The sequence below is a fragment of the Streptomyces sp. NBC_01261 genome, from assembly GCF_036226385.1.
In the GTDB taxonomy this organism is placed as follows: Bacteria; Actinomycetota; Actinomycetes; order Streptomycetales; family Streptomycetaceae; genus Streptomyces.
Map to the genome: position 1 here is coordinate 5,973,348 of NZ_CP108463.1, position 22,386 is coordinate 5,995,733.

Sequence of the window (22,386 nt, forward strand, 5' to 3'; positions counted from 1 at the left end):
TGGCACGACATTCTTGCTGTACAGAACATAGGGCTTTGCAACGTCTGGGCCTCAGCCGAAGACAGTCAGCCACGATGGTGGGTGCGTCGACCGAACAGGCGCGCGTGTGCCAGAGCACCCACCACTGAGTCTCAGCCACGCTGCTCGGTGGTGGCCGTCAGAGTAAGCCGCGCCGATGGACGCGTGGTTGTAGAGCCTCGGATCATGGGGGGGATGCTGAGGCACTGTTGAGGTTTCGTTGCAATTTTTGGACGCTGGCGTTCAATGTCGTTGCTGCGGGGAAGTAGTCCGCTTAATCCTGGGAGGCAAAGCTAATACCTCCACCCTCCTGAAGCATTTGAATGAATTTCCACATTGATGTAGAGGGATTTTTCTTCTGTATCTGCTCGCCGGGATCGAACTTCTTCTCCAGCTCTATTGCTCGCTCCAAGGCTTTGCCAATATTTGGCTCAAATTCTTCGAATTTAAAGCTCTTTCCTGTATAGGAAGGTAGCTTTTTTTCGGCGATTTTGATCATATCGCTCGTGGTCATGTAGCGGTTGTGCGGGGTGGCGTGAAGAAGTAGCCACAGCTCGAAGCATGGGTTTGATACTGCGCAGCTGATCTTGTTCTTCGAGGCAAGAGAGAGGGCCGGCTTCAGGCTTCCATGTGGGGGCGTTTCAACATCGAACAAACACCACACGTCATCGTAGGCATCTCCGGAACGCACTTCTTTGGCGCGCTTAATGGCGCTATTTACTAGACTCAGTGGTTCACCGTTTGAGTTTCCTGGGTCAATAGTAATGGGGTGTCCGCGCAGCATCCTCCTAAGGCCGTTGATGTAGAGACGCTCGGTCACCTCCCCCTCGAAGAAAACCAGGATCTTCTTGTTGGGCGGCTTACTTTGAGCTCTTCGACCTAGTGGCTTTCCGTGCCTACTCATGATCCTGCCGCCTCTACTTCGGAGATCACGATTTCCAGGAGTTCTTCATCGAAGAATGGAAGTCCGCCGTACCTGCCCCCAAGATAACGCTTTTCCACGTTCTCAATTGAGCGCACCTTGTAGTCTGTCAGTGGATACAAAGCTGTGGCGCCGTCCACTTTCTCGGTGAGCCATACTTGGTCACGCCGTAGCGTCGCCACGGCATCGGGACCCAGCAAGGCGGCGTCATGCGTATTGAACAGCAGTTGGGCGCCATGCGGATTTGTTCGCGGATCCTGAAACAGCCTGATGAACTGGGCCGCCAGATGGTGGTGCAGTCGAGCATCCAATTCATCGATCACCAGTACGCAACCGTGCATGAGCGTAGAGATGATGGGGCCAACGATGCTGAGCCATGTTCTCGTTCCGCTGGATTCAAGCTCCAGCGGCAATTTGAAATCATGGCCTTCGATTACATGGGATAGCTCTACGTCCACACCGGCGGAAATCTCATCTGGAGATACGTCGACTGCCTCTGAATCGATTTGCTGGATCAGTTCAGCAATCTTAGCTGCTTGCTCTGGGGGAAGTTTCACGTCTGAGAATGAGACGTCAGAAACTCCCAAGTCTGCATACTTAAGCAGGGCGAGAATTGACTTGGAATCATGCGTCTCAAGATAATGCCGAGTTTCCCTAAGGCGCGCATCAAAGTTGGTTTCCCAGGCAATGCGAAGATCGTCAGAGAACCAATCGAAGACAGGGAGTAGCTGCTCGTGATTGTTGGCCACTGCGGCCGACAGGAAGAGACTGTTTGGCCGGACCATCCGCTCAACCTGGACCTTCTGTCCGTGCAGAGTGGGGCCGAAGTCGATGGGGGATCCCGCTCGCCGATCGTAGATCTTACGCGGACGCCCCTCCGGGTACGAGTAAAGCCATTCGCTGAGAAACTCCTTGGAGTTGCACTGAAATCCGAATTCGTAACGAACTCCTTCCGCTACGAACTCTATAGTGAACTCGCTTGGATCATTTGCCTTCTCCGGGTCTAGGAGGAACGGGCGACGGGGGATCTCTTGCCTTGGCCGCCAGCGCTGGTGAGAGTTAAGGACCGCCCCTCGCATGAATGCAAGGGCGTGAATGAAATTACTCTTTCCTGCGGCGTTTGGTCCGAAGATGCCGGCCACCGGTAGGGCCCACTGCTGCGAGCGGGGAACTGGTTGGACAGCGAGGTCCTCGTGACGCCTATCGGAAATGACAGTCAGTTCCGTTTCGTCGCGGAACGATGCGAAGTTGGCGACAGTGAAGCGCAGCAACATGGTGACTCCTAACGTCGGGCGACTTGGCATCTCGGCGCTCCTCAGGTCAAGAATTGCCCTGAGAGGCTCTCTGATGCAACACCTAGCGGCGATTGACACTCGAATGAGAGGCGAGAGATGAGGTCTGGTTGGCTCGCTATGCGTGCCGCTGCGGACTTCAGGGGCGCGAGGGGTCGGTGTGACTATGTGGGCCGTGAACTGCTGTGTGCGGCCCGGGCGCCGACCGGGCTGGAGCGGGGCGGAGACAGGAGCGCAGGCCCGGCCGGCGCCCGGGCCGCGCGGGGAGCGGAGCGAGCCGCCTTGAACCAGTAGAGAAAGTTGTAACTCACTGGGCTGGCAGGTCGTGGTCGTGATCACTGGGGTGTGTCAGAACGGTGGCGGTTCGCTGTAGCCCTCGCTTGTGTCAACGGGACATGGGGCGCCGTCCGTTGGTGCGTCGCTGTCACAGAACAGGAAAGGGTTCTGCTGGCCTTCCAGGCCTGTGGAGTCTTCGCCCCATGTGTCGAGGGTGTCGATGGCCTGCTCTCTGTGTTGCCACCGTTTGCTGGTTCCCAGGGTCTGCCGGATCGCGGGTATCAGTGCTGCGCGGTGGTGCAGCAGGCGGGGATCGTCCAGGAGCGGAATGCATGCTGTGATCGCGGCCTCGGCTACCTGCCGGTCGGTGTCGTCGACGTATGGCACGGCTGCTGAGTGCAGCGGTGGCCGAATCCTTCGGGTGCCGACGGCCGGCGGGTAGTCGTCGAGGGGGAATCCGTGCCGCCGGCTGAGGACGTCAACCTCGTCTGTGACTGCGTCGGCCACCGAGGCGATCCAGTGAAGTAGCTCGGCGCGCATGCATCCGGTGGTCAAGTGGTGGTTCTTGTCCACGGTGCGGGTGGTTCGTGGATTCGGGAGGATTGCGGCCACGCACAGTGCTGCGGGCACCGTCGCATCGTAGAGGGTGTTTTGGTGGTGCAGGGTGTGGTGCAGGTAGTCGAGAGCCTTGGTTCTCACGGTCTGGTCCTGGGCGAGGAGTTCGGCCAGCCTCTTGGGTGCTTCGGCGGCCGACCCATAGGCGTGCCCGAGGGTGGCCCAGTTCGTTGCCGTCACTAGGACTCGGTACGTCTCCGCCTCGTTCAGGGTGGCGATTGTCCTCGGGAGGTCCGCACCGACACCGTGCGCAGTGGCGTTGGTGCCGTTCAAAGGGCGATTGTTGCTGTCGGTGCTCACAGTGCTGAGCATGCCCGATGCCTGGCCCAGCGGGGAGATTAGGTGCGAGTTGAGCATCTGGGCCAGGTGTCGAGCGTCAAGCGGACCTGTGGGGCTTGAAGTCGTTTGCGCATGTGGGGAGTTCTGCGGTCTGACGGTGCGCCAGCGGCAGGAAGTTCACTGGGCTTACGGTCCAGGTGATGAGTGTGCGGGCATGGATGACGGACACCGTCCAAGGCACGCGGCGCAACAGGGCTCGTCGGGTGTTGACGCGGTGGTCGTAGAGCCGTTCCCATGCCTCCTGGGAGGCGTCGGAGTCGAGTTCCGGTGAGATGGTGCGCAGGATCTCGGAGACCCAGTTGTTCGCCTCGGTCTCTGTGTAGGCGTCGTAGGAGCCGAAGAGCGTTGGCGGCTGGCAGTCGTCCAAGTGCCGGGTCCAGCACTCGCACCAAAAGCCCGGACCGATCGTCGTGCTCAGCACGGGTGCCCTCCTCGTCGTACGTCCGTGAAGAGTTCCGCGGTGACGGTGTGACCGCCGTCGCTGTCGTGGACCACGACCCGGTGGGCGATGGCGCTGATCATCCCCAGTCCCCGGCCGTGCTCGGCCTCGTGGTCCTGGTGCTCGGCCTTCGGGGCCGTCCCGGCGCCCCCGCCGTCGGTCACCGACAGGGCGACCACCTGCGCCGACACCGCAAGCGCCAGGTGGAAACTGCCGGTCTCTCGCCCACTCGCCGTGTGGAGGATCGCGTTCGCGCTCAGCTCGCTCACGATCAGTTCCGCGTCCTCGGCCAACGGCGACCCGCGCAGGATGTCCCGCGTCCAGCGGCGGGCCCGGCTGACCTCTTCGGGGAAACCTGGGCAAGTGAGTCCCCAGACCCGCGCAGTGCTCGTATACTCGTGCATACAAGTTCCTTCGTGCTGGTAGGCCGCCATGTGCAGCGGGTTCGGGCTAGACGAGTTTCACGCCGTCATGGGCGCGGATGGCCGGCGGAGACGCCGCGTCGAGTGCGTCCAGGACGCGGATCGCGTAGGCCTCGTCGGCGAGTTCGGATACTTCTTCGCGGGTGGCCCAGCGCAGTGCGCGGGTCTCGTCCCCGGTGGTGGGTGTGCCGTCGGCGGCCTGGCAGCGGAAGACCAGGGAGACGATCAGCCCGGTCATGTTCTTGTAGACGCCGGTGAGGGTCGCGGGAAGTGCGATCTTGATGCCGGTTTCTTCGAGGACTTCGCGCTGGAGGGCCTCGGGGAGGGTTTCGTCTCGCTCAACGACGCCACCCGGAGGTTCCCACTTGCCGTTGTCGCGGCGCTTGATCAGGAGGGCGCGGCCGTGGTAGTCGACGATGACTCCGGCGACGCTCACGGAGTGCGGACGGTCAGTGCTCACGTTCCTCGGCCCTCCCGGCTGGCTAGGCTCTCCACCGTAGCAACAACACTCGCCCACTCGTCTAGATACCTAAAGGAGTACTCGACGTGAGCCCTCTCCGTTCCGGCCTGCTCGGCGATCTCGACCCCACGAGTGATCGTGCGGTCTTCCGCCAGATCGCCGACCAACTGCGCGAGGCCATCGACCGTGGGCGATTCAAGGAGGGCGAAAAGCTGCCCTCGGAAGCTGACCTCGTCGAGCACTACGGAGTTTCCCGGATGACCGTCCGCAACTCCTTCTCCGTCCTCCAGGGCGAGGGCCTGGTGCATGCCGAGCACGGCAAGGGCGTCTTCGTCCGGCCCCGGCCGCCCGTACGGCGGCTCGCCTCCGACCGCTTCGCCCGCCGCCACCGTGAGCAGGGCAAATCCGCGTTCATCGTCGAGGCCGACGCCGCCGGCAGCCACCCCCAGGTCGACAGTCTGGAGGTCAAGGAGGAGAAGGCCAGTCAGGACATCTCCACCCGGCTCGGCTCCGTACGGCGCGTGCTCGCCCGACGCCGCCGGTATCTGCTGGACGGAAAGCCGGTCGAGTTCGCCACCTCCTACCTTCCCCTCGACATTGCGCGCGGTACGCAGATCGCCGAACCCAACCCGGGCCCCGGCGGCATCTACGCCCGCCTCGAAGAACTCGGCCATCACCTCGACCACTTCGAGGAGGAGATCCGTGCCCGGATGCCCTCGCCCACCGAGGTGAAGACGCTCCGGTTGGCCTCCGGCGTGCCCGTGATCCACCTCATCCGCACCGCGTACGACACCGAGGGGCGGGCCGTAGAGGTCTGCGACACGGTCATGGCGGCGGACGCGTACGTGCTGTCGTACCAGCTCCCGGCGACCTGATCGCGTGATGGGCGGTGGTGCGCGGGGGGATGCTTCCCGAACTCGTACACCCCAACGTGCATACTCGTATAGACGAGTGGGCAAGTTGTGTGGCAGGGTGGTCCGCACGAACCCGGAGATCGGGTTCGCGGATCGCTACATGTATAGACGAGTAGATAGGGAAACTTCCTTGCGTACCATCCGTGTTGAGACCGCCGCCGCGACGATCCTGCTGACCGAGGCCCCGGAGCCGAAGGTCCGCGACCGTCAGACCGGCGAGATTGCCAAGGACGCTGTCAGCGGCGAGGCGCTGATGACGCTCGGCGTCGTCTACATCGAGGACGGCGAGTCGTCGCTCATCAAGGTCACCGTCCCCGAGGGCGGTGTCTCCGAGGGGCTCGCGCTCGGAGCTCCGGTCTCGCTCCCGGGGCTGGTCGCCCGGCCGTGGGAGAGCGTGTTCAACGGGCAGCAGCGCCACGGCATCGCCTTCCGCGCCGCCGCCGTCACTCCGGCCGCGTTCCCGGCCGTCGCCGAGGCCGCCGCCTGATGACCGATCTGACGACGCTCCTGGAGGTGGGTGGTCCCCTCGCCGCACTCGGTGGCGGGGCCGCCTACACCCGGGCCAAGCACCCGGCCGCGTACTGGTCCACGATCGGGCTGCCGATATCTACGACCCGCCTGCTCAGCTCGTACGGTTCGGTCATGGAGGCCTGTGGCCTGACCGTCGCCCCGTCCCGGCTGCGCGTCCTCGCCGTCAAGGCCACCACCCGCCGCGAGGTCCGGCCCGTACCGCCCCGCCGGGGCGTCATCCGGCCCACGACAACCGGCCTGCGGATACGGCTGCGGCTCGCCCCGGGCCAGGAGCCCGCCGACGTCGCCGCCTCTGCCGAACGGCTGCGGCACGCATGGGGAGTTCACGCCGTCTACGTCACCACCCTCAAGCCCGGCGTCGTCGAACTCCGGCTCGTCGGCTACGACGTGCTACGCCGGGTCCGCATGCCCCGCACCCGCAAGCTCCCCTCAGGCCTCCTCAAGGTGCCGGTGGCTCTGCGAGAGGACGCCACCCCGTTCGTACGGGACTACCGCACCGTTCCGCACCAACTCACCCTCGGCGCAACCCTGTCGGGTAAGTCCATGTACCTGCGTCACCTGGTCGCCGGACTCGCCCGTCAGCCGGTCGCCCTGGTCGGCATCGACTGCAAGCGTGGCGTGGAACTGTCCCCGTTCGCTGCCCGACTCTCGGCCCTGGCCACCGACCCCGACCAGGCAGCCGACCTGCTGCCCGCGCTCATCGACGAGATGGAGGACCGCTACGACCTGATCAAGTCCCGGCAGGGCATCGCCCCCAACACCCCCGACGAGGAGATCACTTCAGACATCTGGGGCCTGCCCGAGAGTGAACGCCCGGTCCCGATCGTGCTGTTCGTCGACGAGGTGGCCGAACTCTTCCTCGTCGCCACCCGCAAGGACGAGGAACGGCGCGACGAGATGGTCACCCAGCTCATCCGCCTCGCCCAACTCGGCCGCGCCGCCGGCATCTACCTCGAAGTCTGTGGCCAGCGCTTCGGCGCCGAACTCGGCAAGGGCGCCACCATGCTCCGCGCCCAACTCACCGGCCGCGTCTGCCACCGCGTCAACGACGAAGCCTCCGCCAAAATGGCACTCGGCGACATCGCCCCCGAAGCCGTCGGCGCCGCCTGCGCCATCGCCCCCGAACGCCCCGGCCTCGCCGTGGCGGGTGACACCTCCGGCGGCTGGTCCCGCATCCGCACGCCCTACCTGTCCCTGGGCGATGCCGCCGAGATCTGCCGCGACTCCGCGCACCTGGTGCCCGACCTGCCCGACCTGCCCGCACTCAAGCGCTTCCAGCCGTACGCGCCCGCGCAACTGGTCAAGGCCCCGGGCCCCAACGTCCAGCCGCGCCCGGCAACCAACTGACCTTCACCCAGCCCGGTTTGGCGTGACCGCCTCGCGCCACGTCCCTACCCCTCCATGCCCGAACCCGGAAGGAGCCGCATCATGCGCGCCCAACTGGCCCGCGTCGACGCGGTACTCGTCCAAGCCCTCATCGCCGCTGCCCTCTCCTTCGCCCACCTGCACGACATCGCCTCGGCGGCCGGGCAGGACGGGTGGAAAGCGTGGGCCTATCCGATCAGCGTCGATCTCCTGCTCGTCGCCGCCTGGCGCCGACTGCGGACCGGACACGCGAAGGCCTCTGGCTGGTGCTGGTTCGTCATCGCGCTGACCGCGTCTCTCGGCGCGAACGTCGCCACCGCCGGCCTGCTCGACCTTGGCGACGTCCCCGCCTGGCTGCGCATCCTCGTAGCGGGCTGGCCCGCCGTCGCCTTCCTCGGCGGAACCCTCCTCGCCCACACCACAACGACCCCGGCAACCAACGACATTGAGGCCGCCGACGTCCAGGAGGACGCGCCCGAACCCCCGCCTGGAATACCTGTGCAACCGGCCATCGAGGCACCACCCGAGCGCCCTGCCGTGTCGGTCCCTGCCGCCCTGGTCGAGCACGCACGCAAGGTCGCCGCCGAGCACCACACCCGAACCGGAACCCCCATCGACACCCCGACCCTCCGCGCCCGCCTCGGCGTCCCCGCGCCCATGGCCGAAGCCATCGCCGCCCACCTCACACCGACAGGAAGTTGACCCGTGCCCCTCACCTTCAACACCGCCGCCGACTACCTCGACGCGGCCCGAGAGATGGCCCGTAGCAGCCGGTGGGCACTGGCCCGGCTCCTCGCCGAGGAAGCTGCCGACCGGACCTCGGACCCTGCCCAAGCTGCCCGCATCCTTGCCGAGTTCCCTGCACCGAACCGCCGAGAGGAGGGCTGAAGATGCCCGCCAACCGCCGCTTCCGCAACGTCATCCGCATCGGCCCCGTCCAGGTCGCCACGTCCTACGACGACCGGGGCCAGGAGAAGCACACCGCTGCCTGCACCGCCCCGCGCTGCGGTGCCTCGCACGACTACGACAGCCGTGCCGCCGCCGAGTTGGCGGCCCACACCCACCGCTGCCCCGTCCGCTGAAAGGGAGTTCCACTCCGTGACCGTCAGCCTGCCGCTCGTCGTCGTTCTCGGCTTCTTCGCCTGGGGAGCGGTCAAGTTCCTCGGTGTCCGTACCTGGATCGTCGTGCTGATCGCCCTGTTCGGCTTCTGGCTCTCGCACACCTTCCTCGCCCCCGCCATCGAGTCCGGCACGCGTTCCGGCGTGGGTGTCGTAAACGGCTCACATGACTAGACGAGTAGATGAGAAAGAGTTCGCCGTGTTCCTGCCCAAGTACCCCGACAACCCGACCCCGCCGCCCGCACACACCCACACCCCGGCCGACCCGATGCCCGCACGGCGCCCGCTCCCACCGGTCGCCATCGACCGCAACACGGTCCTCGCCCTGGTCGTCGGCGGAGTCGTCCTCACCGCGCTCCTGGCCGCCGTCGCCGTCACGGCCATCTCCGTGGCCATCGCCGCCGTGGTCCTGCGCTCGATGCTCCGCGACCACAACCGGCGCTGAACGACTCCCGGAACACGCCCTGGCCTCCGGGGCGGCGGCACACGACCAAGCATTTCGCCGCCCCGGGGCCCGTCTCTCCGGACCGAGCCAGCCAGAAGGAGCAAGCCATCTTCACCCGCCCCACCCCGGCCCCACTCCCCGAACTAGCGAACCTGGCCGCGCAAGGCACCCTCCCGGGTATCCTCCGCCAACTCTCCGGCCTCGGCGGCTGCACCAACCCCATCCGCCTCGACGGCCACCGCACCGAATACGACGTCGACACCACCACCGGCGAGATCGGCACCGTCCTCCACCACCTCAACTCATCAACGCTCCCGGCCGGCCAACTCCTCGTCCGCTGCAACAATCGCCGCACCACCCGCTGTGCGGCCTGCTCCGAGGTCTACCGCCGCGACACCTTCCACCTGATCACCTCCGGCCTACGCGGCGGCAAGGGCACCCCCGAACACGTCGCCACCCACCCCCGCGTCTTCGCCACCTTCACCGCCCCCGGCTTCGGCCCCGTCCACAACCGCCGCACCGACGGCCACCCCTGCCGCTGCGGCACCCACCACGACCAGGACGACGACACACTCGGCACCCCACTCAACCCGGACACCTACGACTACGAAGCCGCCGTCCTCTGGAACGCACACGCCGGTCCCCTCTGGCGCCGCTTCTCCACCTACCTGCGCCGAGAGGTCGCCAAGCGGGCAGGCCTCTCCCAACGCCGGTTCCGCGAACACGCACGCGTGTCCTTCGCCAAGGTCGCCGAGTACCAGAAACGCGGCGCCGTCCACTTCCACGCCGTCATCAGAATCGACGGCCCCACCGGCGGCGACACCCCACCCCCGCCCTGGGCCACCGCCGAACTGCTCACCGACGCCATCCGCACCGCGACCGCCAAGGTCCAGGTCGACGGCCCGACCATCGACGGCCGCACCCACACCTTCACCTTCGGCCGCCAACTCGACGTCCGCACCATCCGATCCGCCGACTTCAACAACGGCCAGGAACTCACCGAACGAGCCGTCGCCGCCTACATCGCCAAGTACGCCACCAAGGGCGCCGAAACCGCGACAGGCGCCCTCGACCGCCCGCTCAAGTTCGCCGCCGAACTCGCCCACCTCGACATCAGCGACCACGCCCGCCGCCTCATCCGAACCGCCTGGACCCTCGGCGCTCGCAAGAGCCTGGAACACCTCCGCCTACGCGCCTGGGCCCACATGCTCGGCTTCCGCGGCCACTTCTCCACCAAATCCCGCCGCTACTCCACCACCCTCGGCGCCCTCCGAGACGCCCGAACCGAATGGCGCCAAGCACAAGCCGCACCCGCCAACGGCCCCACCACCAACACCACGTACGTACTCGCCCACTGGGTCTTCGCCGGAACCGGCCTCTCCGACACCGAAGCCTGGCTGTCCGCATCACTCGAACCCGCCCCCGGCACGGAAGGAGAGCCCACCCGTGCCTGAGCCGCGAGCCCTGACCGCTGTCCCAGACCTCGCCGACTCATCCTTGGTCCTGCTGACCGTCGAAGAAGCGGCCCGGCGACTCCGTATCGGCCGTACAACCTGCTTCAAGCTCGTGCTCGCGGGCGAGATCGAATCGGTCACGGTCGGCAGACTCCGCCGAGTTCCGGCTGAGGCGCTGCCCGCATACGTCAGCCAACTCCGCCGCCGTCCCGCCGTAGCGGCCTGAAGGGGGGAGACGTGGCAGAGACCAAACGCACTCGCCAGCCCAACGGCGCCTCATCCATCTACCTCGGCAAGGACGGCAAATGGCACGGTCGGGTGACCGTCGGTGTCAAAGACAACGGCAAGCCTGACCGCCGTCACATCGAGCGCAAGACCAAGCCCGAAGTGACCAAGGCCGTCCGCGAGATGGAGCGGGCCCGCGACGACAAGAAGCTGCGGAAGCCGGGCAAGGGCTGGACCGTCCAGAGCTGGCTTGAGCACTGGGTCGAGAACATCGCCAAGCCGTACGTCTCCGAGAACACGTACGACGGGTAGGAGGTCGACGTACGCGTTCACCTCGTCCCGGGCCTGGGCGCTCACAAGCTCGACCGCCTGGAGCCGGAGCACCTCGAACGCTTCTACCAGAAGATGCAGGCGTCCGGGAGTTCGGCCGGCACCGCCCACCACGCTCACCGGACGATCCGAGTCGCCCTCGGTGAAGCGGTCCGGCGTGGGCACGTCGTCACCAACGCGGCCGAGATCGCCAAGGCTCCCCGTCTCGAAGAGGAGGACATCGAGCCTTACACGATCGAGGAGGTACAGAGCCTGCTCGTCGAAGCGGCCAAGCTCCGCAACAGCGCACGGTGGGTCATCGCCCTGGCGCTCGGCCTTCGCCAGGGCGAGGCGCTCGGCCTGCACTGGGAAGACGTCGACCTCGCCGCCGGGTACGTCCGCATCCGCAAGAACCGGCTCCGCCCGAAGTACGCGCACGGCTGTGGTGCCAACCCGTGTGGCCGGAAGGCGGGCTACTGCCCCAAGAAAGAGCAGACCCGCCGCGAGCACAAGTCCACCAAGTCCCGAGCTGGACGGCGCACCATCGGCCTGCCCGACCCGCTGATCAAGATTCTCCGCCAGCACCAGGAAGCTCAGGAGCGGGAGCGGATCGCGGCCGGTACCGACTGGGAGGGCAAGGGGTACGTCTTCGCCTCGCCCGTTGGCGGACCGCTGAGCACGAACACCGACTTCCACGTCTGGAAGCGGCTGCTGCGGGATGCCGACGTACGGAACGGCCGTCTCCACGACGCTCGCCACACCGCCGCGACCGTTCTCCTGATCCTCGGGGTCCCTGACGTCGTGATCGACTCGATCATGGGCTGGGAGCCCGGGGGAGCGGCCCGGATGCGCGCTCGCTATATGCACGTGACGGGGACCATGCTCCGCAAGGTCGCGCAGCAAGTCGGAGACGCGCTCTGGGTGTTGCCCGGGACCAACACCCATACCGATACCGACACCAGCGCCGAAGAAAAATCCAACTGAGACGGAAACTGAGACGGCCAACGACGAAGGGCCCCACCGCGAACGGTGGGGCCCTTCGACATCGTGCCCGGTGAGGCACTGGCGGAGGATACGAGATTCGAACTCGTGAGGGGTTGCCCCCAACACGCTTTCCAAGCGTGCGCCCTAGGCCACTAGGCGAATCCTCCGGGGCAAACAATACAAGACGTTGAGGAGTGCTCGCGAACTCGTTCCCCCCGCTCAGATCCTGTAGCCTGTGCGGAGCCCCTCACGCGGCGCTATCTGACTGAACTCCCCCAGGGCCGGAAGGCAGCAAGGGTAGGTTGGCTCTGGCGGGTGCGTGGGGGGCGCTTGCGTTCCCGGGAGTTCGCCGACGTTCCCCGCCCTTCCCCTTGCGGGGAGCGCCTCCGTGGATCTTGTCGGCGGCCCCCGTTGTCAGTGGGCGCCTATAACCTCGTACGCGTGTCGTCTCTCGCGCTCTACCGCCGCTACCGCCCGGAGTCGTTCGCCGAGGTCATCGGGCAGGAACATGTCACCGACCCGTTGCAGCAGGCGCTGCGGAACAACCGGGTCAATCACGCGTACCTGTTCAGCGGGCCGCGAGGCTGCGGCAAGACCACGAGCGCGCGCATCCTGGCCCGCTGTCTGAACTGCGAGAAGGGCCCCACCCCCACCCCCTGCGGCGAGTGCCTGTCCTGCACGGACCTCGCGCGCAACGGCCCCGGTTCCATCGACGTCATCGAGATCGACGCCGCGTCGCACGGTGGTGTGGACGACGCCCGTGAGCTGCGCGAGAAGGCGTTCTTCGGACCCGCGAGCAGCCGCTACAAGATCTACATCATCGACGAGGCCCACATGGTCACGTCGGCCGGCTTCAACGCCCTCCTCAAGGTCGTCGAAGAGCCGCCCGAGCACCTCAAGTTCATCTTCGCGACCACCGAACCCGAGAAGGTCATCGGGACCATCCGGTCGCGCACCCACCACTACCCCTTCCGGCTCGTGCCGCCCAGCACCCTGCGCGAGTACCTGGGCCAGGTCTGCGGGCAGGAGAACATCCCGGTCGAGGACGGCGTCCTGCCCCTCGTCGTGCGCGCGGGCGCCGGTTCCGTGCGTGACTCCATGTCCGTCATGGACCAGTTGCTCGCCGGTGCCAGCACTGACGGTGTGACATACGCCATGGCGACCTCGCTCCTCGGCTACACCGACGCCTCGCTCCTCGACTCCGTCGTCGAGGCCTTCGCCACCGGTGACGGCGCCGTCGCCTTCGAGGTCGTCGACCGCATCATCGACGGCGGCAACGACCCGCGCCGTTTCGTCGCCGACCTGCTGGAGCGCCTCCGCGACCTGGTGATCCTCGCGGCCGTCCCCGACGCCCTCGACAAGGGCCTCATCGACGCCCCCACCGACGTACTCGAACGCATGCAGGCCCAGGCAGGCACCTTCGGCGCCGCCGAACTCAGCCGCGCCGCCGACCTCGTCAACACCGGCCTGACCGAGATGCGCGGCGCCACCTCACCCCGCCTCCAGCTCGAACTCATCTGCGCCCGCGTCATGCTCCCCGCCGCCTACGGCGACGAGCAGTCCGTCATGGCCCGCCTCGACCGACTGGAGCGCGGCGTCAACTTCACGGGCGGCGGCGGAGCGCCCACCATGGCCTACGTCCCCGGCCCCGACGCCCACCCCCAAGCCCACGCCCACCCCCAAGCCCACACGCAGCCCCAAGCCCACGCGCAGCCCCAAGCCCAGGCTCACGCCCAGGCCCCCGTCCCGCCCGGCGGTGGTGCCGCCGCCGCGCGCGCAGCCGTACGAGGCCCAGGGGCCCCCGGCGCCACCCCGGCTCCCGTCGCGACCCCACCCGCGATGTCGGCGGAGCAGCCCCCCGCACCCGCCTACGTCCAGCCCGCGCCGCCCACCCCGGAACCCCAACAGCCGCAGCCCCAGGCACAACCCCAGGCCCCCGCCTCCACCCCCGGTGCCTGGCCCACCGCCACCGTCGCGGGCAGCGGTCGTCGCCCCGGCGGCTGGCCCACGGCGGCCCCGGCCGGTGGCGGACAACCCCCGGCCCCCGCCCACAACACCCCCGCTCCCACCCCCGTACAGGCCTCCGCACCCCAGGCCGCGGCGCCCGCCCAAGCCGCCGTCTCACCCCCGGCCGGCGGCCTCGACCCGCGCATGCTCTGGCCGAACATCCTGGAAGTGGTGAAGAACCGCCGCCGTTTCACCTGGATCCTGCTGAGCCAGAACGCGCAGGTCACCGGCTTCGACGGCACGACCCTCCAGATCGGCTTCGTCAACGCCGGTGCGCGGGACAACTTCAACAGCAGCGGCAGCGAGGACGTCCTGAAGCAGGCGCTGTCCGAGCAGTTCAACGTCCAGTGGAAGATCGACGCGGTCGTCGACCCGTCGGGCGGCGGCACCCCGCCCCCACAACCGGGCGGTTCCTACGGAGGCGGCGGTGGCGGCCCCGCGGCGGGTGGCTACGGCGGTGCGCCGTCCGGTGGCTACGGCGCCCCGGCCCCCGCTGCGCCCGCCCCCCGCCCGGCATCCCCCCAGCCCACGCCCGCCCCCACGAACACGCCCAACTCCCCCTCGGCACAAGCGACGCCCGCCCAACCCCCCGCGCCCCAGGCCCCCGCCCCCCGCACCGTCTCCGCCGAGGACGACACCCCGGAGGACGACGACCCCGACCTCGACGAGTCAGCCCTCTCCGGCCACGAACTCATCGTCCGAGAGCTGGGAGCCACGGTCATCGAGGAATTCACCAACGAGTAGCCCCCCGCACCCTTCACCCAGCCCACCCCGGTGCCGTTAGGGACGCGAGGAACTGCGCGAAAAGCCCCCACGCACCCGCACCCCGCACACAACCTGAACCACCCACCCCCACCCACCCCCAACCCCGCCCCACCACCGACCACCCCCCGCCCCAACTCCGCCCCCCACCCCCACCCCGCCCCACCCCACCCCCACCGTGACCTAGGCTGACCCCGTGAAGGTCCTCGTCATCGGTACCGGCGCCCGCGAACACGCCCTGTGCCATTCCCTGTCCAACGACCCCGACGTCACCGCACTGCACTGCGCCCCCGGCAACGCCGGCATCGCCGAGGCAGCCGAGCTGCACGAGGTCGACCCCCTGGACGGCGCAGCCGTAGCCGCGCTGGCCACCGAACTCGGTGCCGAACTGGTCGTGGTCGGCCCGGAGGCACCCCTCGTCGCCGGGGTCGCCGACGCCGTGCGCGAGGCGGGCATCCCGGTCTTCGGCCCCTCCGGGGAGGCCGCGCAGCTGGAGGGCTCCAAGGCCTTCGCCAAGGAAGTGATGGCGGCAGCCGGTGTGCCGACCGCCCGCTCCTACGTCTGTACGACCCCGCAAGAGGTCGCCGAGGCTCTCGACGCCTTCGGTGCGCCGTACGTCGTGAAGGACGACGGACTGGCCGCCGGCAAGGGAGTCGTCGTCACCGACGACCTCGAAGCCGCGAAGGCACACGCCAACGCCTGCGAGCGGGTCGTCATCGAGGAGTTCCTCGACGGCCCCGAGGTCTCGCTCTTCGCGATCACCGACGGCGTCACCGTCGTCCCGCTGCAGCCCGCGCAGGACTTCAAGCGCGCGCTGGATGGCGACGAGGGCCCGAACACCGGCGGCATGGGCGCGTACTCCCCGCTGCCGTGGGCCGACCCGAAGCTGGTGGACGAGGTCATGCAGACCGTCCTCCAGCCGACCGTCGACGAGATGCGCCACCGCGGCACCCCCTTCTCCGGCCTCCTCTACGCCGGTCTCGCGATCACGAGCCGCGGCGTCCGGGTCATCGAGTTCAACGCCCGCTTCGGCGACCCGGAGACCCAGGTGGTCCTGGCCCGCCTGAAGACCCCGCTGGCCGGTGTCCTGCTCGCCGCCGCCGACGGCACCCTCGACGACCTGGCCCCCCTGCGCTGGAGCGAGGACGCGGCGGTCACCGTGGTCGTCGCCTCGCACAACTACCCCGGCACCCCGCGCACCGGCGACCCGATCACCGGCCTCGACGAGGTCGCCGCGAAGGACGCCCCGCACGCGTACGTGCTGCACGCCGGGACCAAGTACGACGGCGACACGGTCGTCAGCGCGGGCGGTCGCGTCCTCTCCGTCACGGCGACCGGCGCGGATCTCACCCAGGCCCGCGAGCGCGCGTACGCGGCCGTGTCCCGGGTCCGTCTCGACGGTTCCCAGCACCGTACGGACATCGCGGCGAAGGCGGCGGCGGGCGAGTGACCCCAAGCGCCCGCGCGCACCGATAAACCCGACAGGCCCCGAATCCGTCTCACGATTCGGGGCCTGATCCTTGCCCTCTGTCATCCACCTTTCCCCTGAGCCATTCCATCGAGTGACCGATGCCCCCAACCGGCTGACGGGGGCCGGGGCCCCAACTATGGTGCGGCGCAAGCGTTCCGGCACTTGGCCCACCGGCATTGCGATGTCAGTGGCGGGTGCCACAGTGGGGGAGTGAGCAACGCCAGCGGAACGGGACAGCACGGAGGGGGCGAGGTCCGGTCGTGACCGGTATGGGTGTGGGTGTGGAGGCGGGCGCGCAGGCGGCGCGTTCCCGGGCCTTGGCCGTGCTGCGGATCCGCAGCCGGGCGCTGGCCGTCGCCCTGTTGCCCGCCGCCGTCGCGGTGATCCTGCTCGCGGGCGGTTCCACCGGCCATCTCGTGGGCCGGGGCTGGGACCTCTCCCGCTGGATCATGGGCGTGGCCGCGGTCGTCGTGCTGCTCGCCGCCGGCGCCATCGCGCTGGTCGTCGCGCGGGCCCGCCCGGCCGTGAGTCCTACGGTCGCGATCGCCGAGGAATCGGCCCCCGACCTGTATCGCCTGGTGCGCGACCTGGCCGACCGCCTCGACGTCCCCGCGCCGTCCGCGATAGCGCTCACCCCGGACTGCGACAGCTGGCTGGAGGACCGCACCCACCCGTCCCACGGCCCGCCCCCGCAGGAGAACCGCGACGAGATCACCGGCGTACGCGGCCTCACCCCGACGCGTTCCCGTCGTACGGCCGCCTCGCCCGTCCTCGTCATCGGCTCGCCGTTCCTGTGGTGGATGCGGGTGGGTGAGCTGCGCGCGGTGCTCGCGCCGGTCGTCGCCGGTACGGGACCCTCGGCGCACCCGGACATAGCCGCGGCCCGCCGTTTCGTACGGGGCCTGGACGCGGCGGTGGCCGTGACCTCGGCACCGCGCGGTCCCGTGTTCCGTTCGGTGCTCGCCGGGGTCGGCTGGGTCGCCCGGCTGCTGCTGCGCAGTTGCCGGGGGCACGCGGCCGAGATGGAGCGGGGCGTGGCCGCCGCTGCCGCCGAGCGCGCACAGGCTGTGGACTACGGCCTGCGGATCGTCGCGCAGGAACAGGTGGGCCTGGCGTACGCGGGCTGGGACCGACTGCTGACCCGGGTCGCGCTGCCCGCGTGGCGGATGGGCCGCTGGCCGTCCCGGCTGGACGCGGGCGTCGTGGCGGCGCTCACGGAGCTGTCCCGCCGTGACCGACTGGCAGCCGAGGGCTTTGCCTCGCGGCTCGGCGAGCGCCCCGCCTGCGACCTGCTCGAAGAGCCCGGCACGATCGACGAGGCGACCTCGCTCCTCGCCGCCCGCCTCTTCCACGGGGGCCCCGCCGAGACCGGTCCCGACTGGGCGCCGGTGAGCTGGCAGGAGTACCCGGAGGAGGTCGTCGACCGCAAATGGCGCACCGACGCGGCCCGCCTCCACCGCGTCCTGGACACCCTCGGCGTCCGCCGCGCCCCCGACCCGACCCCGCCCCACCACGACGCCCCGACCCTGGCCCGCGTGGTGGACCACCTGACGGACCCGACGGCACCGGACGGCCGTACGGACGAGCGGTACGCGGACGACCGGTACGGGGAGGCCGACGCCGTAGATCCGTATGCGCCGGACGCCACCCTTGGCGAACCGTCCACCCCCGCACAACTGGCAGCCCCGGAGCCGGAGTTGAAACCCGACCCCGACCCCGACCCCGACCCCCACTCGCACCCGGAGCCCGAGCCCTACAAGGCGATGGCGGCCGACGACGAGGAGCTCGGCGAGAGCGGATCGCCGCACAGCGCGGCCCTCGCCGCCGGACTCACCGCGGAGTTGGCGCGCGAGGAGGCCGCGACCCCGCCGCCGAGTTCGGCCCCGCCCGGGCAGGGCCCCGACACCGGGCTCTGGGACGACACCGCGCTCCCGCTCTTCCCGCTCCAACCGCCGCGCACCGGGCGGGAGTTGCTCGCCGATCACGTCACGGCGATGGTGTGCTGCGCCGCGATGGACACGGCCGGCGCGCTGCCCGGCCTGGACTGGCTCGACGGCCCGACGCTGCTGGTGAACGGCGAACGGGCGGCCGACCTCGCCCCGAGGGTGCTCAGCCTCGTGGAGGACGGCGACCCGGCCCCGCTGCGCGCGTGGCTGATCGACCTGGGCATACGCCCGGAGAAACCGGTACGCCTCGTCTGAATCCCCGAACCTCGGCGGAATCCGCACTTCCACTTTTGGTCAATTGGCAACGACCAGTGACAGGGTGCGTGCTTAATGTGATGTGCTGGGACCGATCCCGTATGCCGTCCCGTACGTGGCAAAGGCTTACGGCATACGACAGTTGGACGAAGCAACACCACGGGGGCACGAGGGAGGGGAGCGACCATGGGGTCGGAGCAGATCCGCCGCTGGGAGTCCGGAGCGCTGGCGCACGCCGTCACGGACCCCTTCGGGCAGGGCCCCGTCCCCTGGCTCCGGGGCAGCGAGACCTACTTCGACGACACCGGCCACGTCGTCCCCTGGTACGTGGACCCGACCCCGGCCCACGCCCCCCGCACCTCCGGCAGGAACGTTCCCACGCTCCCCGCCCCGCGTGCGTCCGAGGGCGGCGGTCCGCGCTCGGCCGACGACGTCCGCCGCCAGATCAAGGGGTTCACCTCGGCCAGCGCGGTCGCACCCGGCGAGGCGCTCGACTTCCACGTCACGGTCGACCCGCCCCAGGAGTTCGCGGTGGACATCTACCGCATCGGCCACTACGGCGGTGACGGCGCCGCGAAGATCACCACCAGCCCCCGGCTCTCGGGCATCGTGCAGCCCCCGCCGCTCACCGCCGACCGCACGGTCTCCTGCCACCACTGGTGGCTGTCCTGGCGGCTGCAGATCCCGAGCTACTGGAGCATCGGCGCGTACGTCGCCGTCCTCACCACCGCCGACGGATACCGCTCGCACATCCCGTTCACGGTCCGCGACAACCACCCCGCCGACCTGCTCCTCCTCCTGCCCGACATCACCTGGCAGGCCTACAACCTCTACCCGGAGGACGGCCACACCGGCGCGAGCCTCTACCACGCCTGGGACGACCACGGCCGCCTCCTCGGCGAGTCCGAGGCCGCGACGACGGTCTCCTTCGACCGCCCGTACGCGGGCGCGGGCCTGCCCCTCCATGTGGGCCACGCCTACGACTTCATCCGCTGGGCGGAGCGCTACGGCTACGACCTCGCCTACGCCGACGCCCGCGACCTGCACTCAGGACGCGTCGACCCCACCCGCTACCGGGGGTTGGTCTTCCCGGGCCACGACGAGTACTGGTCGACACAGATGCGCCGTACCGTCGAGCGTGCCCGCGACCACGGCACGTCCCTCGTCTTCCTCTCCGCCAACACCATGTACTGGCAAGTGGAGTTGGGGCCCTCCCCGTCCGGCGTCCCGGACCGCCTCCTCACCTGCCGCAAGCGCCGGGGTCCGGGCAAGCCGGTGCTGTGGCGTGAAGTCGACCGCCCCGAGCAGCAGTTGGTGGGCATCCAGTACGCGGGCCGGGTGCCCGAGCCGTCCCCCCTGATCGTCCGCAACGCCGACCACTGGCTGTGGGAGGCGGCCGGCGCCGGCGAGGGCGACCCGATCGAGGGCCTGGTCGCGGGCGAGGCCGACCGGTACTTCCCGCGCACCCAGCTCCCGCCGCACGAGGAGCGCATCCTGCTCGCCCACTCCCCGTACGCGGACGGCGAGGGCGCCCTCCGCCACCAGGAGACGTCCCTGTACCGGGCGCCGTCCGGCTCCCTCGTCTTCGCCTCCGGCACCTTCGCCTGGTCACCGGCCCTGGACCGCCCCGGCCACGTGGACGCCCGGGTCCAGCGCGCCACGGCCAACCTCCTGGACCGCATCTGCAAGCACGACTAACCCCGCGACCAGGGGCCGGTCCCGCATACGGGACAATCGAGCCAGTTGGAGAGACCCACTGGAGGAACCCGTGTCCGGATTCGTAGAAAAGCCCGAGCCGCTCCAGGTTCCGGGCCTGACGCACCTCCACACCGGCAAGGTGCGCGAGCTGTACCAGAACGAGGCGGGCGACCTCGTGATGGTCGCCAGCGACCGCATCTCCGCCTACGACTGGGTACTGCCCACGGAGATCCCCGACAAGGGCCGCGTCCTCACCCAGCTCTCCCTCTGGTGGTTCGACCAGCTCGCCGACCTGATCCCCAACCACGTCCTCGGCACCGACCTCCCGCCCGGCGCCCCCGCCGACTGGGCGGGCCGCACGCTGATCTGCAAGTCCCTCCAGATGGTCCCGGTGGAGTGCGTGGCCCGCGGCTACCTCACCGGCTCGGGCCTGCTGGAGTACGACAAGTCCCGCACGGTCTGCGGCCTCGCCCTCCCCGAGGGTCTGGTCGACGGCAGCGAACTCCCGGCGCCGATCTTCACCCCGGCCACGAAGGCCGCCGTAGGGGAGCACGACGAGAACGTGTCGTACGAGGAGGTCGCCCGGCAGGTCGGCGCCGACACCGCCGCGCAGCTGCGCCAGGCGACCCTCGCGGTCTACGGCCGGGCCCGGGACATCGCGCGCGAGCGGGGGATCATCCTCGCGGACACGAAGTTCGAGTTCGGCTTCGACGGCGAGACGCTGATCGCGGCCGACGAGGTCCTCACCCCGGACTCGTCCCGCTTCTGGCCGGCCGAGACCTGGGAGCCGGGCCACGCGCAGCCGTCGTACGACAAGCAGTTCGTGCGCGACTGGCTGACCGGCCCGGAGTCGGGCTGGGACCGCAGGAGCGAGCAGCCGCCGCCGGCGCTTCCGCAGCAGGTGGTGGACGCGACGCGCGCGAAGTACATCGAGGCGTACGAGCGCCTCACGGGCCTGAACTGGGCCTAGAGGGTACGAAAAACCCCGGTCCACCCGGACCGGGGTTTTTGCTTGGAGCGGACGACCAGGTTCGAACTGGCGACCTCAACCTTGGCAAGGTTGCGCTCTACCAACTGAGCTACGTCCGCGCTGCGCCGTGGCGCGAGAGCAACTATACCCAACCTCGCTCGCGTGCGAGACGCACTGCCGCATGACGGTTCTCGGCCCCGAGTTTCGAGACGGCGGACGAGAGATAGTTCCGTACGGTCCCCTGCGAGAGCGCGGCCCGCTCGGCGATCTCCGCGACCGGCGCACCGTCGGCGGCCAGCTCCAGCACCTCGGCCTCACGGGCGGTCAGCGGCGAGTCCCCGGCGGAGATCGCGTCCGCGGCCAACTCGGGGTCGACATAACGATTTCCGGCATGCACGGTACGAATGATCTCGGCAAGCCGCTGCGCACTGACGGTCTTGGGCACGAACCCCCGCACCCCCGCGGCGAGCGCCCGCTTGAGATGCCCCGGCCGCCCGTGCCCCGTCACGATCAACACCCGACACCCCGGCAACTCGGCCCGCAACGATGTGGCCACCTTCACACCGTCCGCCCCCGGCATCTGAAGATCCAGCACAGCCACATCCGGCTCATGAGCCCGAGCCATGGCCAACGCCTCAGGCCCGGTAGCAGCCTCGGCCACCACCACAAGGTCATCCTCCAGCCCGAGCAACGCGGCGAGCGCCCCCCGAATGAGGTGCTCGTCATCGGCGAGCAGGAGTCTTACGACGGGGGTGGTCATGGGGCGCTCCTGGTGAGGGCGGACGGGGTGGGCGGTCAATGGGGTGCCCTTGCGCACGGCCGGCAGTGGCGGTGGGCGTTCGGGGTGGGTGATCACGAGGCGACTTCCTCGACTCGCGGTGGGCAGGGGGTGACTTCCCCAGCTGGCGGTGGGCGGGGGCGGATGGGACGCGCGGTCATGAGGCGCCCCCGCTCACGCCTGCCAGCGGGCGTACGACACGGCTGCTCACGAGGCGCTCGCCCCGGGTCACGACGGGATGCGGATGTACAACGGGGCCGGTCATGAGGAACCCCGGCTCATGGCAGTCGGGGGCCGTATGACGCGCCCGGCCATAGGGCACTCCCGGTTCTCACGGCGGCTGGAGGGCGTATGACGCGCCCGGCCATAG

At 69.0% G+C, this 22,386-nt stretch carries 22 protein-coding genes, 2 tRNA genes, 1 other RNA gene and 1 pseudogene; 17 read left to right on the plus strand and 9 right to left on the minus strand.

Translation table 11 applies throughout. The annotated features are described in order from the left end of the window. Nucleotides 1–292: 292 nt before the first annotated feature. From OG226_RS26415 to OG226_RS26440, 6 genes are all read right to left on the minus strand, one after another. The gene (locus tag OG226_RS26415; protein ID WP_329350213.1) at nucleotides 293–922 is read right to left on the minus strand and encodes an RloB family protein; all 630 of its coding nucleotides are present in this window, start codon (nucleotides 920–922) and stop codon (nucleotides 293–295) included. Continuing rightward, nucleotides 919–2,214, minus strand: coding sequence for an AAA family ATPase (locus OG226_RS26420; RefSeq protein WP_329350214.1), 1,296 nt, complete (start codon nucleotides 2,212–2,214; stop codon nucleotides 919–921). Before OG226_RS26420 ends, OG226_RS26415 begins: the two co-directional genes overlap by 4 nt. A 366-nt stretch (nucleotides 2,215–2,580) precedes the next feature. Beyond that, nucleotides 2,581–3,423 carry a hypothetical protein gene (locus OG226_RS26425; RefSeq protein ID WP_329350215.1) on the minus strand — a complete coding sequence of 281 codons (843 nt, stop codon included), beginning with the start codon at nucleotides 3,421–3,423 and terminating at the stop codon, nucleotides 2,581–2,583. A 76-nt stretch (nucleotides 3,424–3,499) separates the two neighbouring features. Beyond that, entirely contained in the window at nucleotides 3,500–3,883 is a 384-nt protein-coding gene (locus OG226_RS26430; protein ID WP_329350216.1) for a hypothetical protein, read from the minus strand. Then, nucleotides 3,877–4,305 carry an ATP-binding protein gene (locus OG226_RS26435; RefSeq protein ID WP_329350217.1) on the minus strand — a complete coding sequence of 143 codons (429 nt, stop codon included), beginning with the start codon at nucleotides 4,303–4,305 and terminating at the stop codon, nucleotides 3,877–3,879. Before OG226_RS26435 ends, OG226_RS26430 begins: the two co-directional genes overlap by 7 nt. Nucleotides 4,306–4,351: 46 nt before the next feature. Continuing rightward, entirely contained in the window at nucleotides 4,352–4,759 is a 408-nt protein-coding gene (locus OG226_RS26440; RefSeq protein WP_329353521.1) for an NUDIX hydrolase, read from the minus strand. 110 nt (nucleotides 4,760–4,869) lie between these two features. On the opposite strand from OG226_RS26440, the gene OG226_RS26445 reads away from it, so the two are divergent. From OG226_RS26445 to OG226_RS26495, 11 genes and pseudogenes are all read left to right on the plus strand, one after another. Continuing rightward, nucleotides 4,870–5,658: a GntR family transcriptional regulator gene (locus OG226_RS26445; protein ID WP_200689245.1), complete on the plus strand. Its 789-nt coding sequence runs from the start codon at nucleotides 4,870–4,872 to the stop codon at nucleotides 5,656–5,658. A gap of 169 nt (nucleotides 5,659–5,827) precedes the next feature. Beyond that, nucleotides 5,828–6,184: an SCO3933 family regulatory protein gene (locus OG226_RS26450; protein WP_329350218.1), complete on the plus strand. Its 357-nt coding sequence runs from the start codon at nucleotides 5,828–5,830 to the stop codon at nucleotides 6,182–6,184. Continuing rightward, nucleotides 6,184–7,575 (plus strand): FtsK/SpoIIIE domain-containing protein, encoded by a 1,392-nt coding sequence (locus OG226_RS26455; protein WP_329350219.1) that lies wholly within the window; start codon nucleotides 6,184–6,186, stop codon nucleotides 7,573–7,575. Before OG226_RS26450 ends, OG226_RS26455 begins: the two co-directional genes overlap by 1 nt. A gap of 81 nt (nucleotides 7,576–7,656) precedes the next feature. After that, a complete protein-coding gene (locus tag OG226_RS26460) occupies nucleotides 7,657–8,295 on the plus strand; it encodes a DUF2637 domain-containing protein (RefSeq protein WP_329350220.1) in 639 nt (212 codons plus the stop codon). 3 nt (nucleotides 8,296–8,298) lie between these two features. Beyond that, nucleotides 8,299–8,481, plus strand: coding sequence for a hypothetical protein (locus tag OG226_RS26465; RefSeq protein WP_329350221.1), 183 nt, complete (start codon nucleotides 8,299–8,301; stop codon nucleotides 8,479–8,481). 2 nt (nucleotides 8,482–8,483) lie between these two features. Continuing rightward, a complete protein-coding gene (locus OG226_RS26470; RefSeq protein WP_093628273.1) occupies nucleotides 8,484–8,675 on the plus strand; it encodes a mobile element transfer protein in 192 nt (63 codons plus the stop codon). A 16-nt stretch (nucleotides 8,676–8,691) separates the two neighbouring features. Beyond that, nucleotides 8,692–8,886: a hypothetical protein gene (locus OG226_RS26475; RefSeq protein ID WP_019075277.1), complete on the plus strand. Its 195-nt coding sequence runs from the start codon at nucleotides 8,692–8,694 to the stop codon at nucleotides 8,884–8,886. Nucleotides 8,887–8,911: 25 nt separating this feature from the next. Beyond that, nucleotides 8,912–9,157 carry a SpdD protein gene (locus OG226_RS26480; RefSeq protein ID WP_329353522.1) on the plus strand — a complete coding sequence of 82 codons (246 nt, stop codon included), beginning with the start codon at nucleotides 8,912–8,914 and terminating at the stop codon, nucleotides 9,155–9,157. A 152-nt stretch (nucleotides 9,158–9,309) separates the two neighbouring features. Beyond that, the gene (locus OG226_RS26485; protein WP_329353523.1) at nucleotides 9,310–10,611 is read left to right on the plus strand and encodes a replication initiator; all 1,302 of its coding nucleotides are present in this window, start codon (nucleotides 9,310–9,312) and stop codon (nucleotides 10,609–10,611) included. Continuing rightward, entirely contained in the window at nucleotides 10,604–10,837 is a 234-nt protein-coding gene (locus OG226_RS26490) for an excisionase family DNA-binding protein (RefSeq protein ID WP_329350222.1), read from the plus strand. Before OG226_RS26485 ends, OG226_RS26490 begins: the two co-directional genes overlap by 8 nt. Nucleotides 10,838–10,848: 11 nt before the next feature. Further along, nucleotides 10,849–12,129: pseudogene (locus OG226_RS26495) on the plus strand (tyrosine-type recombinase/integrase). A 79-nt stretch (nucleotides 12,130–12,208) separates the two neighbouring features. Here the strand turns inward: OG226_RS26495 and OG226_RS26500 are convergent. Further along, nucleotides 12,209–12,296: transfer RNA gene (locus OG226_RS26500), tRNA-Ser, on the minus strand. Between the two features lie 71 nt (nucleotides 12,297–12,367). On the opposite strand from OG226_RS26500, the gene ffs reads away from it, so the two are divergent. The 6 genes from ffs (at nucleotide 12,368) to OG226_RS26530 (ending at nucleotide 21,238) form a co-directional block, all read left to right on the plus strand. Beyond that, nucleotides 12,368–12,466: signal recognition particle sRNA small type (ffs, locus tag OG226_RS26505), an RNA gene on the plus strand. A gap of 104 nt (nucleotides 12,467–12,570) precedes the next feature. Continuing rightward, complete coding sequence (locus OG226_RS26510) at nucleotides 12,571–14,880, plus strand: DNA polymerase III subunit gamma and tau (RefSeq protein WP_329350223.1); 2,310 nt, start codon at nucleotides 12,571–12,573, stop codon at nucleotides 14,878–14,880. A 214-nt stretch (nucleotides 14,881–15,094) separates the two neighbouring features. Then, complete coding sequence (gene purD / locus OG226_RS26515; RefSeq protein ID WP_329350224.1) at nucleotides 15,095–16,348, plus strand: phosphoribosylamine--glycine ligase; 1,254 nt, start codon at nucleotides 15,095–15,097, stop codon at nucleotides 16,346–16,348. 290 nt (nucleotides 16,349–16,638) lie between these two features. Further along, complete coding sequence (locus tag OG226_RS26520) at nucleotides 16,639–18,570, plus strand: hypothetical protein (protein WP_329353524.1); 1,932 nt, start codon at nucleotides 16,639–16,641, stop codon at nucleotides 18,568–18,570. Nucleotides 18,571–18,756: 186 nt separating this feature from the next. Then, on the plus strand, nucleotides 18,757–20,268 hold the full coding sequence (locus OG226_RS26525; protein WP_329350225.1) for a N,N-dimethylformamidase beta subunit family domain-containing protein: 1,512 nt from the start codon (nucleotides 18,757–18,759) through the stop codon (nucleotides 20,266–20,268). 70 nt (nucleotides 20,269–20,338) lie between these two features. Further along, on the plus strand, nucleotides 20,339–21,238 hold the full coding sequence (locus tag OG226_RS26530; RefSeq protein WP_329350226.1) for a phosphoribosylaminoimidazolesuccinocarboxamide synthase: 900 nt from the start codon (nucleotides 20,339–20,341) through the stop codon (nucleotides 21,236–21,238). A gap of 43 nt (nucleotides 21,239–21,281) precedes the next feature. Here OG226_RS26530 and OG226_RS26535 read toward each other — a convergent pair. Beyond that, nucleotides 21,282–21,357 (minus strand) — tRNA-Gly (locus OG226_RS26535). A gap of 23 nt (nucleotides 21,358–21,380) precedes the next feature. Further along, nucleotides 21,381–21,998, minus strand: coding sequence for a response regulator transcription factor (locus OG226_RS26540; RefSeq protein ID WP_328681809.1), 618 nt, complete (start codon nucleotides 21,996–21,998; stop codon nucleotides 21,381–21,383). Between the last annotated feature and the right edge of the window lie 388 nt (nucleotides 21,999–22,386).

What these genes read in the sequence shown, in the direction of transcription:
- OG226_RS26415 (WP_329350213.1), bottom strand. Translation starts at nt 922, where the DNA reads ATGAGTAGGCACGGAAAGCCACTAGGTCGAAGAGCTCAAAGTAAGCCG.
- OG226_RS26435 (WP_329350217.1), bottom strand. Translation starts at nt 4,305, where the DNA reads ATGCACGAGTATACGAGCACTGCGCGGGTCTGGGGACTCACTTGCCCA.
- OG226_RS26540 (WP_328681809.1), bottom strand. Translation starts at nt 21,998, where the DNA reads ATGACCACCCCCGTCGTAAGACTCCTGCTCGCCGATGACGAGCACCTC.
- OG226_RS26470 (WP_093628273.1), top strand. Translation starts at nt 8,484, where the DNA reads ATGCCCGCCAACCGCCGCTTCCGCAACGTCATCCGCATCGGCCCCGTC.
- OG226_RS26460 (WP_329350220.1), top strand. Translation starts at nt 7,657, where the DNA reads ATGCGCGCCCAACTGGCCCGCGTCGACGCGGTACTCGTCCAAGCCCTC.
- OG226_RS26520 (WP_329353524.1), top strand. Translation starts at nt 16,639, where the DNA reads ATGGGTGTGGGTGTGGAGGCGGGCGCGCAGGCGGCGCGTTCCCGGGCC.
- OG226_RS26420 (WP_329350214.1), bottom strand. Translation starts at nt 2,214, where the DNA reads ATGTTGCTGCGCTTCACTGTCGCCAACTTCGCATCGTTCCGCGACGAA.
- OG226_RS26525 (WP_329350225.1), top strand. Translation starts at nt 18,757, where the DNA reads ATGGGGTCGGAGCAGATCCGCCGCTGGGAGTCCGGAGCGCTGGCGCAC.
- OG226_RS26455 (WP_329350219.1), top strand. Translation starts at nt 6,184, where the DNA reads ATGACCGATCTGACGACGCTCCTGGAGGTGGGTGGTCCCCTCGCCGCA.